Consider the following 15,464-nt stretch of genomic DNA (forward strand, 5'->3'; position numbering starts at 1 on the left):
CTCGTTATTTCATATATAAAACCGGCTAATAAACTTAGCGTGATGTCGATTATATAACATCATGAAATGATGCTAACTACTCCCTTTTATGTGTTCTATTTTATCATATTGCACGTAACTGTCAATATTGTTATGATAAGAGTATGTAAAAAAGAGGTGAAGCATATATGAAACTTGAATTACTGGAATACGTTCATGAACATTTGCCTAGAGGCTTTACGCCTTATTATATTTATGCCATTATGGTTGATTCAATAGAAGTAGGGCGTTTAACTTTTAGAGAAGGAACCATGCAACAACACTATTTTGATGGTCATATTGGTTATCATATTGATGAAGCTTATCGTGGTCATCATTATGCTTATCAGGCTTGTTTGCTTTTACAAAAACAATTACAGTTTCATCAGGTGATTTTAACTTGTGATCCTCATAATCAGGCTTCTTTACGTACCATTCAAAAATTAGGCGCAAGATATATAGAAACAAAGGTTATTCCTGCAAAACAGCGTCGTTTTTTTGCGAGTGATGAAAAGGAAAAAATGGTTTTTATTTGGGAAATATAATGTGTTTGTTTTATAATAATGGAAAAGGAGGTATAACATGAAGTTTGTACATATTGGGGATTTACATTTAGGGAAAGTCATACATCAATATTCTTTATTAGATATTCAACGTGAATTGTTATTTGAATTATTAACATATATGGATGAACAGGATATCCGTTTATTAGTTATTGCAGGTGATGTTTATGATCGTTTGATACCAAGTCAGGAGGCAGTGAATTTATTAGATGATTTTTTAAGTCAGGCTTTATTAACTTATCATATTCAGGTTTTAATGATCAGTGGAAATCATGATAGTAGGGATCGTTTACATTTTGCAAGTTCTATTTTATCTAAAAATGGTTTACATATTGAAACATATTTAAAAGAGAATATGGCTTTTGTAGAGTATGGAAAGACAAGGTTTTATTTATTGCCTTTTGTCAAGCCATCACAGGTGAAAATGTTATATCCTGATCAGGACATGCATGATTATCAAAGTGCATTATCTTTTTATCTTTCCAAGCAAAGTCTTGACTATGATTATCAAAATATACTGGTCACACATCAATTTGTTGGACACTCTAGTGTCACAAGTGAATCAGAAGTTCCATTAAGTGTAGGAGGCAGTGAAATCATTGATGCTTCTTTATTTGATGATTTTGATTATGTCGCTTTAGGACATCTTCATGCACCTCAAAAGGTGAAACGTGAAACGATGCGTTATAGTGGATCTTTGATGTGTTATTCTTTTGATGAAGTGAATCAAAAAAAATCTATTGTGATTGTGGATACAGATGATTTGTCTATCACAACCCATGAATTACATCCATGTCAGACTTTAAAAAAATATCAAGGCACATTTGCACAGTTTATGCAAAATGATTTTATTGAGAAAAAAGATGATTTTTTAGCTTTTGAATTATTAGATGAAACTATTGTTCCTCATGCGATTGAACAACTTCGTGTTTTATATCCTCATCTTTTACAGATCACTTATCAATATTTAATGAAACATAATCAGACAAGTTCATTTCAACCGATACAATCTATTCAACAGATGGATACTTTGTCATTATTTGAACAATTTTATCAAGATGTCAAAAGTCAAAAATTAAATGATTTACAAAAAGATGTTGTCAAAACATTATTGGAAAAGGCAGGTGAAGAGAGTGAGAATTATTAAATTAACAATGAATGCTTTTATGACTTATAAAGATTTCACTGTTGTTGATTTTGAAAATATGTTAGATCATGGCTTATATTTAATTAGTGGACCAACAGGTTCAGGAAAGACAACTCTCTTTGATGCGATTACGTTTGCTTTGTATGGAGAAGCCAGTGGTTCACATCGTCATGTTTCTTATTTTCGCAGTGACTTTGCGGATACAAAAGATGAAACGTATGTAGAATTGACTTTTGAATTACATCAGCATATCTATACAATCAAGCGTTCACCGACTTATTATCGTGAAGGCTATAAAACACCTAAAAATGCCAATGCTTATTTAGATGATGGAGAACACATGATTGAAGGAGTTAAAGAAGTCAATGCCAAAATTAAGGAATTATTGGGTGTTGATGTTCATCAGTTTAAACAGATTGTCATGATTGCACAAGGTGAGTTTACGAAACTGATTTATGCCAGCAGTGAAGAAAGAGAACGTGTTTTACGTCATGTTTTTCATAGTGAATCACTGGTTGTTTTTGAAAATCTATTGAAAGAACAGGTAAAAACTTACAAAGATCAGTTTTTATTATCATCACAAGCTTTATCATCACGTTTTTCCATGTTGCAGCTAGATTCTGCATTTATGGAGATGCATCAACAGGAGTTCCACCCTTCCTATATTCAGGAAGCCACTTTGGAAAATGAAAAGCTTCATGATCAGTTACAACACTATCAGACATCTTATCAAAATGCGAAGACAAGCTATGATCAGTTTGCGAATCTTTATTATCAAAAACAACAACAAAATCTTCAATTATCAGAATTACAGCAAATCACACAACAATATCAGACTTTACAAAATCAAGAAAAGATGATGGCTTCATTGAAACATGATTTAGATCAAGTGACAGCCATCAAAGATCATCAATCTTTATTAGACCAGTATCAACAAATCAAACTGTCATATAAACAGGCCTTGAATCAAAAACAAAAAGTTCATAAACAGTTAGAAACTTCTCAAAAACAGTTTGAACAGCTTGAAAGAGAATATCAGCAATTAGAAAAAGAGAAACAACAAAAAGATCAGCTTTTATTAGATATTGATAATACCAAACAATCTTTAGAAAAATATCAACAATATCATCAGCTTCTCCAACAATATCAAAACCAATACAAACAATATCAATCTATGCAAAATGATTATCAAAATTTACAGTCACGCTATGAAAAGTTAGACAATCGCATTCAACGTGATCAGGAAAATGTCAATCGTTTACCGCGTTTAGAATTGGAATTAGAACAAAATGAGAAAAATGTCAAAGATATTAATAAAAAAAGAGTCATGATTCATGAACTCAGTCAGTTTTATGATGAATGGAAATCTTTAGAAGATCATCACTATGATTTGTCAGTGAATTATCAAAAGAAGCATCAAAAATATGAAGATATATTAGTCAAATATCGCCATGAAGATGAACTTTTCCGTCGTCAACAGGCAGGCATTTTAGCATCTCATTTAAAAGAAAATGAACCTTGTCCAGTCTGTGGATCAACGCATCATCCTCATTTGGCTCAACTGGAAACATCGGTTTTATCTTCTCATGAATTAGAGAATTTATCTCAACAGGTAGAAGTGCTTAATCAACAACAACAGGAAGCATATCAGGAAGTTTTCCAACAAAATGAATTTGTTCAACAAATGAAAACACGTATTGAGATGTTAAAAAAACAGTTGGATATTCAAGAAGAATTATCAAAAGAAGTTTTTATTCGTTTATTATCTGATATTGTACAGGTTATTGATGAACAGGAAAAAACATATCAGACAAAATATAATGATGTGATTTATTTAAAGAAGATTCAAAAAAATCTAAAACAGGATCATCTTTTACTTCAACAACAGAATCAATATCTACAGGATATGCAAAATCAGATCATTGATAAAGAAAAACAGTTATCTTTATTACATCAACAATATACACAGCTTCAAGAAGAATATCATTTGTCTAATGAACAAGATATCTCTGTTTTATTGAAACAGCAACAAATACAATTTCAACAGCTAGACCAGCATATTCATGATATTGAAAATCAATATCATCAATGCCAAAAAGATATTTCTGTTTATACGCATCAGCTTGAAACATTCTCTAGTCAAATAGATGATTTAGAATCAAAGCAACAAGCATATACACAGCGTTATCAGGCATTTATTGATCAATACTTTGATAGTGAAGAACAGTTTTTAGATTATCAAAAGCGTCAACAGTCTATTTTTAATCAGGAAAAAGATTATCAGAATTATATCATTCAAAAAGAAGCGTTAGGGAAACAAAAACAGCTTTTAGAAGAGAAAACCAAAGATTATCACATGACTGATTTGTCTTTAGAAAAACAACAGTTAGATGCATTGGCACAAAAACGTGATGAAACTTATACACAATATCATGAGACTTTACATGTTTATAAGCAAAATCAAGAAACATTAGATCAGTTAGATAAGGATTATCATAAAAATCAGGATATTTTTGAAAAGTATACACTTTATCAGGATTTATATGATTATACATCAGGAAAGAATCCTTTACGTATGTCTTTTGAAAGATATGTTTTATCAGCTTATTTTGAACAGATTCTCGAATTTGCGAATATTGAGCTATTAAAAATGACACAGGGACGATTTGCCTTGTATCGTAAAAAAGATGTCAAAGGTGTTAAACAACAAGGATTGGATTTAAGTGTTCTGGATTATGAAACGGGAATGATGCGAGATATTCAGTCTTTATCAGGTGGAGAATCTTTTAAAGCAGCTTTATCACTGGCTTTAGGTCTATCATCCATGATCCAAAATTATGCTGGAGGCATTGAATTAAATACGCTATTTATTGATGAAGGTTTTGGGACTTTAGATCATGAATCTATTGATCAGGCTTTATCAGTTTTAATGGATTTAAAGAATGATCATAAGACAATTGGTATTATTTCTCATGTTGATGAATTGAAAGAAAGAATTGATACTCAGATTATTGTAGAAAAAGGACAACAGGGCAGTTCATTACATATTGAAAGGGGGTAAGCCAAATGGAAATGATTTATAAATATCATCGTATGACAGCCAAGGTTTCAGGTTTTGGAATCACTGAATATCGTTTTGAAAAGTTGCATGAGATCATTGATGGCTATGCAAGTGAAGGATGGCGTTATGCAGGGTGGATTCCAGTTTTACAAAGAGGCAATGGTTACATAGAAGAAATAGATTTGGTTTTTGAAAAAGAAAAAGTCGAGTCCTAATTGCTTTTTAGTCAAATTCTTGTATAATAGTAAGGTAAATATTAGAGAAGGGGTATAGAAAAAATGGCAAATAAAGTAAAAAATGATGCGATTACATCAAGAGATGAAGACTTTGCGAAATGGTATACAGATGTTTGTCGTAAAGCCGAATTAATGGATTATTCAAGTGTCAAAGGGTTTATTATCTATCGCCCATATGGTTATGCATTATGGGAAATGATTCAAGCCTATATGGACAAAAAATTTAAAGAAACGGGACATGAAAATGTTTATATGCCGATGTTAATCCCTGAATCATTATTAAAAAAAGAAGCTGATCATGTTGAAGGATTTGCGCCTGAATGTGCAGTTGTCACACGTGGTGGATTAGATGAATTGGAAGAACATTTATTGATTCGTCCTACATCTGAAACATTATTTTGTGAACATTATGCAAAGATTGTCAATTCTTATCGTGATTTACCAAAATTATATAATCAATGGTGCTCTGTTGTGCGTTGGGAGAAAACAACAAGACCATTTTTAAGAGGTTCAGAATTTTTATGGCAGGAAGGACATACGATTCATGCAACAGCAAAAGAAGCAAAAGAAGAAACTATGCGTATGTTGGATATCTATGAAACAACTGCCAGAGAATTATTGGCTATTCCAATGGTAACAGGTAGAAAAACAGAAAGAGAAAAATTTGCAGGAGCAGAAGAAACATATACAATTGAAGCTTTAATGCATGATGGAAAAGCATTGCAGTCTGGAACATCGCATTATTTTGGTGATGGTTTTGCGAAAGCTTTTGATATGAAATTCTTAGACAAAGATAATCAGCTTAAATATGTTTATCAGACTTCATGGGGTGTTTCAACACGTTTACTTGGAGCGATTATTATGGTTCATGGTGATGATAATGGGTTAGTATTACCGCCAAGAGTCGCACCAACACAAGTGATGATTATTCCAATTCAACAACAAAAAGAAGGAATCTTAGATAAAGCTTATGAACTTCAGGCTCAATTACAGGCTAAAGGTATCCGTGTGAAAGTGGATGCGAGTGACAAATCACCAGGATGGAAGTTCTCAGAAGCTGAAATGCGTGGTATTCCATTACGTTTAGAAGTTGGTCCAAGAGATTTACAGAATGGTCAATGTGTTGTTGCTAAACGTGTAAATGGTGAAAAATTAACTTTAGCTCTTGATGAGACATTACCAGAAAAATTAGCTCATTTACTAGATGAAGTTCATGAAGAAATGTATCAGAAAGCTTTAAAATTTAGAGATGAACATATCACTGATGTCACAACTTATGAAGAATTTAAAGACGTTTTAAATACCAAAGGTGGTTACGTTAAAATGCCTTGGTGTGGTGATGAAGCATGTGAAGTGAAGATCAAAGAAGACACTGCTGCAACATCTCGTTGTATTGATACAGATGCCCACGCTGATGGGGTTTGTCCAATTTGTGGTAAGAAAGCAAAACATATTGTTTATTTTGCAAGAGCATATTAAAACTATGGAAAAAAGAAATGAACCTCATGATTTGAATTTCCAAATCATGAAGTTCACTTCTAATCACCATAGTTTTTTTATTCCTTGATTTTGACTTTTAATAAATGGATGAGAGCTGGAGCCTGATTATAGGCAATGATAGCCCCAGCAATATCTTGAGAAGATGTCATGATGCCTTCAATCTGACATGAAGATAAATCAATATGAGAAAGTGAAGCATGGAGAAATTCACATTGTCGTAAATCGCATTCATCAAAGCTTGTTTTTGTCATTTTGACTTCTACAAAACTGGCATTTTGTAGATAACAATGTTGAAACTGAACTGTTTTATTATGCATGAATGCAAAATTCGCAAATGAGCATAGACATTCTTGAAAAATAACCTGATCAAAGATGGATTCAGAAAAGTCAGTACCCATCAATTTACAGTTTTCAAAACAGACATGTCTAAAAAGTGTATGATTCAACTTGATGTTAGATAAGTCACAATGAATAAAAGTGACATTGACAAAATAACTGTTTTCAAAAGAAACATCTTGAAAATCAATATGTTCAAACTGACAATGTTGAAAGTCTTTATGTTTGAAATGACTATCAAAAATAGCTTCATCCTGATAATGTTGATCTATGATTGTGTCTTGAGCTAAATCTGTTTTGAAACAATGCTTATCCATAATGAACTCCTTTTCTGATATTTTTCATTATCATAACATAGAATGATAGAAAATGAAATCATACAGAGTTGTTCCTTTTCAAGATACATTTCTTCTTTTTTAGATGTGTTTGTGATAAAATAGGATAAAAATGAGGTGTAAGTATGCAAAAGAAGATTGCTTTAATTAATGATATGACAGGATTTGGAAGATGTGCGATTGCGGCTATGGCGCCTATTGTATCCGCTATGAAGATACAGGCTGTTCCTATTCCTACCGCTATTTTATCAACCCATACCCAATTTCCCGTTTATTATTTTGATGATTATACATCAAGGATGAAAGATTATATCCAGACTTATAAAGATCTGCATTTAGAATTTGATGCCATTGCGACAGGTTTTTTAGGTTCTGAAGAACAGGTTGATATTGTGATTGATTTTATACAGACTTTTAAAAGAAAAGAAACGTTTATTCTTGTGGATCCTGTGATGGGAGATCATGGAAAATTGTATAAGACATATACACCTGCCATGTGTCAGAAGATGAAAGAACTGATTCAATATGCGGATTTAATGACACCGAATTTAACTGAACTTGTCACTTTAGTTGATCGCCCTTACCCTGAGTCTTTGCCTTCATTTGATGAACTCAAAGAGATGTGTGAACAGTTATCAAGACAAGGACCATCTCATATTGTTGTGACAGGTATACCGTTTAATGATAAACAGATTTTAAATTTTATTTATAATAAACATGAAGATTATCAGATTGTAATGGTGGATCGCATTGGTAAAGATCGTTGTGGAACAGGAGATGTTATTGCGGCTGTCATAGCAGGAAGCTATTTGAATGGATTGAGTTTTTATGAAAGTGTCAAAAAAGCAACAGCCTTTGCTTCAAAATGTATTCGCTTTTGTGAACAGACACATGTCCCTCATCATTATGGCTTGAGCTTTGAAGAATATTTATATGAGTTAGGAGAAGATTTATGATTTTATATACAATACACGGCAATGGTTATCAGGATATCAGTGAATTAGCTTCATTAGAAGATGTCACAGTTTATGTTAATTTAACCAATCGTTGTCCTTGTGCCTGTACATTTTGTTTAAGACAGACAAAGGAAATGGAAGAAGGACATAGTTTATGGCTTAAAGAGGAACCGACTGTTGAAGATGTGATTAAAGAGTTTCAAAAATATGATTTAGATGATTTCCATGAAGTTGTTTTCTGTGGTTTTGGTGAACCCTTAGAAAGAGTAGAAGATGTGATACAGATTGCAGGGATTTTAAAGCATTTTCGAAGAGATTTACCTATTCGTGTTAATACCAATGGTTTAGCTTGTTTGATTCATCAAAGAGATGTAACACCTGAATTCAAGGGAAGAATTGATACAGTTTCGATCAGTTTAAATGCTCCTGATGCTAAGGAATATGATGCATTAACACGCAGTCGTTTTGGGATAGAGTCTTTTCAGGCTATGCTTGATTTTGCAAAGTCTTGCCTAGAGTATGTTCCATTTGTTGTGATGAGTGTTGTAGATATTATTGGTGAAGAGAAAATAAAAAAATGTCAGGCAATTTGTGATGATTTAGGCGTGACTTTACGTGTCCGTCCTTTTGAAGAATAGGAGAGTGAAAATATGTTATATATGACAAGAGAAGAACGTCAGATTCAATTAGAGAAAATGGTTAATACAAGAGATTTAGGTGGTTATGAAACACAGGGTGGAATGTATAGTCGTGCTCATAAGTATATTAGAGCGGCTGCACCTACTTATGCAACTTCAAAAGACATTCAGACTTTAAAGGATTATGGTGTTAAGGTTGTGATTGATTTAAGAAGTGATTTTGAAAAAGAGTGTCAGCCTAATCCATTTCAAAATGAAAAAGATATTGATTATTATGAAGTGAATTTATTTGATTCTACTAAAGCCGCTATTGTTCCTGAAGAAGTGAAAACTTATAAAGACTTAGGTGGTGTCTATATTTATATGTTAGAAGGGATGAAACATAAATTTAAAGAATTGTTTGATATCTTTGTGAAATATCCTTATGAAGGTGTTATGTTTCATTGTTCTGCTGGTAAAGATCGTACAGGTGTCACTGCAGCTTTATTGTTGGATCTGATTGGCTGTCATGAATATGATATTGTCAAAGATTATAGTGAATCTTATGAAAATAATATAGATATTAATGCGTCTTTGGCACAAATGATGGATAATGAAGAAGCGAAACAATATTTAAGATCTTCACCTCGATATATGATGGAGTTATTGGATTATTTAAGAGAACATTATGGTAGTGCTAAAGAGTATTTATTGGAAATTGGGTTAAAAAATGAAGAAATTGAACAATTAATTGAGAATTTTACAATTTAAAAAAGAAAAATGCCCTCTAAAATGCGTATATAAGTATTAGGAGGGATTTTTTATGGAAAAACATTTAACTTTAAAACAGAAGGATCATGTCGCAAGGAAAATTTATAAAACTTATCAAAGAGCCCAGTTAGATATCCTGTATTTGAATCAGCATTATAATTATTATCCACAGGTTGATATGTTTAAAGTGAAAGACACATCATCTTCATATCATAATGGTGATGAGAAAATGATTAAGCAATTAGAGCGTAAGCAGAAATTAGAAAGTTTTGTTGGGATTATTCATCAGATACATAATCATTTATCAAAAGACACTTATGAATTTATTGAACATGAGTATATTAATTATTATCAGGCTTCATGGTGGATGAGCTTTTATTCACGTGCCAGTTATTATCGTATGAAACATAGGGCTTTGGATGAATTTATAGAGTGTATTCAGATATTTTGGAGTGAAGAGGAAATTTTATCTTTGCTGGAGTCATAGTTTGAAAAAGAGTAGAAAAATAGATATTTATTTTATACAATAGAAATAAGAAATTAAACATAGACATGGTTTATGGAATGGATATAAGGAGATTTGATTGATGAATGTAGAAATTATGAATGTTGGAACAGAATTATTATTGGGTGAAATTGTGAATACCAATGCCACACTTTTACAAAAGGTATGCAAAGATTTAGGATTTAATGTGTATTATCAAAGTGTTGTGGGTGATAATCCTCAAAGATTATATGATTGTTTAAAGATTGCTTTTGAACGTGGGGCTGACTGTGTCATCACAACAGGAGGACTCGGACCTACGACAGACGATTTGACTAAAGAACTGTCAGCTAAGTATTTAGGCTTGGAAATGGTTTATAATGAAGAAGAAGCACGAAAAGTAGATATCAAATGTCGCTATTGTACAGGTGTTGACCAGGTTCCTGACAATAATTTTAAGCAGGCTTATTATCCTCGAGACGCTTATATTTTAGAAAATGATATGGGAACAGCTAATGGCTGTGCCATGTCTGATGGACAACGTATGATCATTAATTTACCTGGTCCACCTAAAGAACTGCAATATGTTGTTGAACACTCTTTGATTCCTTATCTTACCAAATGGAAACAGGATACGATTTATACTTATGAATATTTAACAATGTTTATTGGTGAAAGTAAGATTGATGAAATGTTGAGAGATTTGATTGAAGGTCAAAAAGATGTTTCTATAGCCTTATATGCTGGAGAAGAAACAGTACGTATTCGTTTGGCTGTTAAAGCATCTTCTCAAGAGGTGGCTGATGCTTTGATGAAAGATGTGAAGATGGAAATAGAACATCGTATGGCTGAATATATCATTCAAGAAAAAGATTTAAAAGCAGCTGTACTCAAAAAACAGCCCAAAATTTCTTTGACATATCATGGTGACTTTCGTTTTTATGATGAATGGTTGAAACCATTGATGCATGAGTCTGCCAATATTCATATCATGGTTGATACAAGACAGGAATCTCTTGGAGAAGTTGTTTGTGTATCTATAAATGATGATTATTTTGAAATTCCAACATTTGTGAAAGCTGAATATTCTTATGCGAAAGTAGAGGCTAGATTTGTAGCAAAACTCTACCAATATATAGTGAGACATAATCAGTAAAAATATGGTATTTTTGAAAACTATTCCTATGTTTGTATAGTGAAAGTGTTTACATTTTAATAAAATTGAAAAAATATTGATAAAATCAACATAATTTTAAATTTTTAGTTGCATGAAAACAAACTTTATATATAATAGGAGTTGTCCAAAGGGACAATGTGTATATCATATCATAATATTCCTCGATATACATGGAAAGCAAAGTATTCATATAATTTACTCAAAATGATCCCTGTTAGAGGCAGCAGTCTAACAGCCAAATAGTGAACAGCAGCGCTATGGATCGATATAAGAAAAGAGCGATATTTCAGGGTGTATCGCTCTTTTCTTATGTCATTCATTTTGAAAAACTGGTAAAAGTTCAATGAATTTGGATGTGGCAGGAGTCAATGTCTTGCGTGAAAGATAAGCATATCCAATGCTGCGTTTAGGTAAAGCGTGCGTGAGATTCACTTCATAAATCTGGTGACTATCCAGTTCATGTTGTGAGAATTCTTTAATCACACAAGCTTTTCCTAAATGATTTTTAGCAGCTTCTAAAAGAAGATTATGAGAACCCAGTTCAATGCTAGGGTTTAATAAGAAACCTTGCATAGCAAAATAGTCATCAACAAACTGTCTGGAATTTGAATTTTTCTCTAACATGATGAGAGGTTCATTCACAAGTTCATCCATTGTATATGAATGAGAGTCTTGATGTGAACTGACAAAAATATCATGAATTTGTAAACATTCACGAATGGTAATGGCTTCATCATAAAGAGGCATATTAATAAATCCCAAATCAATATCTCCTGTTTTTAATAAGTCTATGATTTCCAGACTGGTACGATTGACCATCTTGATTTTGACATGAGGATAATGCTGGTGAAAAAGAACAAGATAAGGCATGATATAGTTTTCGCTTAATGTGTCACCGGCACCTATAAGCAGTTCTCCCTGATTTAATTCATGGAAATGGGCAATTTGATTTTCAGCACTGGTAATTAAGGATAAGGCTTCAGAAATCTTCTGATGGAGGATTTGTCCTTCTTTGGTTAAAATAACCCCTTTAGATTGACGAATAAATAGCTGCGTATGTAATTCTTTTTCTAAAAGACGAATGGCCTGACTGACAGCAGATTGTGAAATAAAGAGATTTCTGGCAGCGAGAGAAAAAGAAAGCGTTGAGGCTGCCTCATTAAAGATTTTATATTGTTCTAGTTTAATGTTCATATTAGCTCTCCTTATACCAATGTTTTTAAATATTAATTTTACTAATGTTTTGTTTTATTTTATAATAGAAGTGTTGATACGTCAATTATGATAAATTTTGATTGTATATAGGAGTCATATTTTATATAATATTGATGTAAAAAGAAAGGATGAAGTTTTATGGCTGGTGTGGTTGTAGTAGGAAGCATGTGGGGAGATGAAGGTAAAGGAAAAGTTACTGATTATCTTGCCCAAAAAGCTGATGTTGTTGTACGTTATGCAGGAGGAAACAATGCAGGACATACAATTGTGTATGATGGAAAGAAATTTGCATTGAAATTAATACCTTCTGGAATTTTTAGTGGACATGAAGTTATGATGGGAAATGGGATGGTTGTTAATCCTAAAGCCTTTTTGGAAGAAGTCAAATATTTAAATGATGCGGGTATTGATACAAGTAAGATTCGTGTCAGTGATCGTTGTCATGTGATTTTACCTTATCATCTTGAAATTGATGCGATTCAGGAAGCAAGAAAAGGAGATCATAGCATTGGGACAACAAAACGTGGTATTGGACCATGTTATATTGATAAGTATAGTCGTATTGGTATTCGTATGGGTGAGTTTGTTGATGAAGACTTATTTTTAGAAAGATTGAAAGAAACTTTCCCAATGAAAGTGATGGAATATCCTGAATTAGAAGGACAATTCACTGTTGAAAGTATTTTTGAAGAATATAAAGAATATGCCAAAGTGATCAAACCACTTGTTTGTGATACAGGAATGTTATTAGATCAATATTTACGTGAAGATCGTAAAGTGTTATTTGAAGGTGCACAAGGCGCTATGTTGGATATTGATTATGGAACTTATCCATATGTAACAAGTTCTCATCCAGGCGCTAATGGAGTAAGTGAAGGGACTGGTATTGGGCCTTTATATATTAAAGAAGCGATTGGGATTATCAAATCATATACAACACGTGTAGGAGCTGGACCTTTCCCAACAGAATTACATGATGAAGTTGGAGATTTTATTCGTGAAAGAGGACATGAATATGGAACAGTGACACAACGTGCAAGACGTACAGGATGGTTTGATGCAGTGGTTGTTAATCAATCACGTAGAATGTCTAGTTTAACAGGAATTGCTTTAATGTTATTGGATGTTTTAAGTGGATTAGATACCATTAAAATCTGTAAAGCTTATAAATATAAAGGTGAAGTGATTCATGGTTTACCTTCTACAATTAAAGGTATTGAAGAAGTGGAACCTATTTATGAAGAAATGCCTGGATGGAAAGAAGATATTACACATGTGAAATCTTTTGAAGAATTACCAGTCAATTGTCAAAATTATATCAGACGTATTGAAGAGTTAATTCATTGTCCAATTGTCATGTTCTCAGTAGGACCAGATAGAGAACAGACAGTTGTTTTAAAAGATATTCAATTTTAAGGAGGGAAATGAGTGAAGAGAGAATTAGTCATTGTTTTAGACTTTGGTGGTCAGTATAATCAGTTAGTGGCTAGACGTGTTCGAGAATGTAATGTTTATTGTGAAATTTATTCATATAAAACAGATCTTGAAAAGATTAAAGAAATGAATCCTAAGGGAATTATTTTAACAGGTGGACCTAACAGCTGTTATGAAGCAGATTCACCTACATATTCAAAAGAATTATTTGAACTGGGTATTCCTGTTTTAGGATTATGTTATGGGGCACAATTAATGCAACATGTTTTAGGTGGTAAGGTAGAACGTGCTGATGTGAGAGAATATGGAAAATCTCATTTAATTGTGAGTAAAGAAAATTCAGCTTTATTTACAGATGTGCCTAAAGAATCAACTTGCTGGATGAGTCATTTTGATTATATTTCTGAGATTGCTGATGGATTTGAAATTTCATCTTATACAAAAGATTGTCCAGTAGCTTCATGTGAAAATGAAGCAAAGAAATTGTATGCTATTCAATTCCATCCTGAAGTTTTACACACAGAATATGGTAAAACAATTTTATCTAACTTTGTCTTGAATGTTTGTGGGTGTTCAGGAGATTGGCGTATGGATTCATTTGTTGAAGAACAAATCAAAGCGATTAGAGAAAAAGTTGGAGATGGAAAAGTTTTATGTGCCTTATCTGGTGGAGTGGATTCATCAGTAGCAGCAGTTCTTCTTTCTAAAGCGATTGGAAATCAATTGACTTGTGTATTTGTTGATCATGGATTACTTCGTAAAAACGAAGGTGATGAAGTGGAAGCTGTTTTTGGACCTGAAGGGCCATATGAATTAAACTTCATTAGAGTGAATGCGCAAGAAAGATATTATGAAAAATTAAAAGGTGTGACTGAACCTGAAGCCAAAAGAAAAATTATTGGTGAGGAGTTCATTCGTGTCTTTGAAGAGGAAGCAAAAAAGATTGGTGCAGTTGATTTCTTAGTTCAAGGAACAATCTATCCAGATGTTGTTGAAAGTGGATTAGGTGGAGAATCTGCGGTGATCAAGTCACATCATAACGTAGGTGGACTTCCTGATTATGTAGATTTTAGAGAAATCATTGAACCATTAAGAGATTTATTTAAAGATGAAGTTCGTAAAGTGGGGTTGGAATTAGGTATTCCTGAATATTTAGTATTCAGACAACCATTCCCAGGACCAGGACTTGGTATTCGTATTATTGGTGAAGTGACTGCTGAAAAAGTCAGAATTGTACAAGATGCAGATGCTATTTATCGTGAAGAAATTGCTAATGTTGGATTAGATCGTACAATTGGTCAATACTTTGCAGCACTGACAAATATGCGTTCTGTTGGTGTCATGGGTGATGAAAGAACTTATGATTATGCGATTGCTTTACGTGCTGTTAATACAATTGACTTTATGACTGCAGAAGCAGCACAAATTCCTTATGAAGTCTTAAATAAAGTGATGTCAAGAATCATTAATGAGGTTCGTGGTGTCAATAGAGTATTCTATGATATTACATCGAAGCCTCCTGGGACAATAGAATTTGAATAACTAGAATAGTGCCTGGTGGCTTGCAGGTAGAATATGTAAGAAAAATGCCTTTATAGACGTTTTTTTCGTGAA

General features: G+C 32.7%; 14 protein-coding genes. 12 read left to right on the top strand and 2 right to left on the bottom strand.

Features of this window, described 5'->3' with window-relative positions; genetic code table 11:
- Positions 1-167: 167 nt before the first annotated feature.
- From B5E87_RS05705 to proS, 5 genes are all read left to right on the top strand, one after another.
- On the top strand, positions 168-563 hold the full coding sequence (locus B5E87_RS05705; RefSeq protein WP_087243965.1) for a GNAT family N-acetyltransferase: 396 nt from the start codon (positions 168-170) through the stop codon (positions 561-563).
- A 37-nt stretch (positions 564-600) separates the two neighbouring features.
- On the top strand, positions 601-1,728 hold the full coding sequence (locus B5E87_RS05710; protein WP_087243966.1) for an exonuclease SbcCD subunit D: 1,128 nt from the start codon (positions 601-603) through the stop codon (positions 1,726-1,728).
- Complete coding sequence (locus B5E87_RS05715) at positions 1,715-4,789, top strand: AAA family ATPase (RefSeq protein WP_087243967.1); 3,075 nt, start codon at positions 1,715-1,717, stop codon at positions 4,787-4,789. The genes B5E87_RS05710 and B5E87_RS05715 overlap by 14 nt, the downstream gene beginning before the upstream one ends.
- 5 nt (positions 4,790-4,794) lie before the next feature.
- Positions 4,795-5,004, top strand: a complete 210-nt coding sequence (locus B5E87_RS05720) for a DUF4177 domain-containing protein (protein WP_087243968.1) — start codon at positions 4,795-4,797, stop codon at positions 5,002-5,004.
- A 63-nt stretch (positions 5,005-5,067) separates the two neighbouring features.
- Positions 5,068-6,504, top strand: a complete 1,437-nt coding sequence (proS, locus tag B5E87_RS05725; protein WP_087243969.1) for a proline--tRNA ligase — start codon at positions 5,068-5,070, stop codon at positions 6,502-6,504.
- A 77-nt stretch (positions 6,505-6,581) separates the two neighbouring features.
- Here proS and B5E87_RS05730 read toward each other — a convergent pair whose 3' ends face one another.
- Complete coding sequence (locus B5E87_RS05730) at positions 6,582-7,178, bottom strand: pentapeptide repeat-containing protein (protein ID WP_087243970.1); 597 nt, start codon at positions 7,176-7,178, stop codon at positions 6,582-6,584.
- Positions 7,179-7,321: 143 nt separating this feature from the next.
- Here B5E87_RS05730 and B5E87_RS05735 point away from each other — a divergent pair, with 143 nt between their 5' ends.
- The 5 genes from B5E87_RS05735 to B5E87_RS05755 all read left to right on the top strand — a co-directional run bounded on the left by B5E87_RS05735 (position 7,322) and on the right by B5E87_RS05755 (position 11,180).
- Positions 7,322-8,152 carry a pyridoxamine kinase gene (locus B5E87_RS05735; protein WP_087243971.1) on the top strand — a complete coding sequence of 277 codons (831 nt, stop codon included), beginning with the start codon at positions 7,322-7,324 and terminating at the stop codon, positions 8,150-8,152.
- Positions 8,149-8,790, top strand: a complete 642-nt coding sequence (locus B5E87_RS05740; RefSeq protein ID WP_087243972.1) for a TatD family nuclease-associated radical SAM protein — start codon at positions 8,149-8,151, stop codon at positions 8,788-8,790. The genes B5E87_RS05735 and B5E87_RS05740 overlap by 4 nt, the downstream gene beginning before the upstream one ends.
- 12 nt (positions 8,791-8,802) lie before the next feature.
- Positions 8,803-9,540 carry a tyrosine-protein phosphatase gene (locus tag B5E87_RS05745; protein WP_087243973.1) on the top strand — a complete coding sequence of 246 codons (738 nt, stop codon included), beginning with the start codon at positions 8,803-8,805 and terminating at the stop codon, positions 9,538-9,540.
- A gap of 52 nt (positions 9,541-9,592) precedes the next feature.
- Positions 9,593-10,027: an MG284/MPN403 family protein gene (locus B5E87_RS05750; protein ID WP_087243974.1), complete on the top strand. Its 435-nt coding sequence runs from the start codon at positions 9,593-9,595 to the stop codon at positions 10,025-10,027.
- 100 nt (positions 10,028-10,127) lie between these two features.
- Positions 10,128-11,180 carry a molybdopterin-binding protein gene (locus B5E87_RS05755; protein WP_087243975.1) on the top strand — a complete coding sequence of 351 codons (1,053 nt, stop codon included), beginning with the start codon at positions 10,128-10,130 and terminating at the stop codon, positions 11,178-11,180.
- A gap of 333 nt (positions 11,181-11,513) precedes the next feature.
- Here the strand turns inward: B5E87_RS05755 and B5E87_RS05760 are convergent, their stop codons facing one another.
- Positions 11,514-12,395, bottom strand: coding sequence for a LysR family transcriptional regulator (locus B5E87_RS05760; protein WP_087243976.1), 882 nt, complete (start codon positions 12,393-12,395; stop codon positions 11,514-11,516).
- 159 nt (positions 12,396-12,554) lie between these two features.
- Here B5E87_RS05760 and B5E87_RS05765 point away from each other — a divergent pair, with 159 nt between their 5' ends.
- Both B5E87_RS05765 and guaA read left to right on the top strand, forming a co-directional pair.
- Positions 12,555-13,832, top strand: coding sequence for an adenylosuccinate synthase (locus tag B5E87_RS05765; RefSeq protein WP_087243977.1), 1,278 nt, complete (start codon positions 12,555-12,557; stop codon positions 13,830-13,832).
- A 12-nt stretch (positions 13,833-13,844) separates the two neighbouring features.
- Positions 13,845-15,392: a glutamine-hydrolyzing GMP synthase gene (guaA, locus tag B5E87_RS05770; RefSeq protein WP_087243978.1), complete on the top strand. Its 1,548-nt coding sequence runs from the start codon at positions 13,845-13,847 to the stop codon at positions 15,390-15,392.
- The last annotated feature ends 72 nt before the right edge of the window (positions 15,393-15,464 follow it).

Source organism: Massilimicrobiota sp. An142, assembly GCF_002160725.1.
Lineage (GTDB): Bacteria > Bacillota_I > Bacilli_A > Erysipelotrichales > Coprobacillaceae > Allocoprobacillus > Allocoprobacillus merdigallinarum.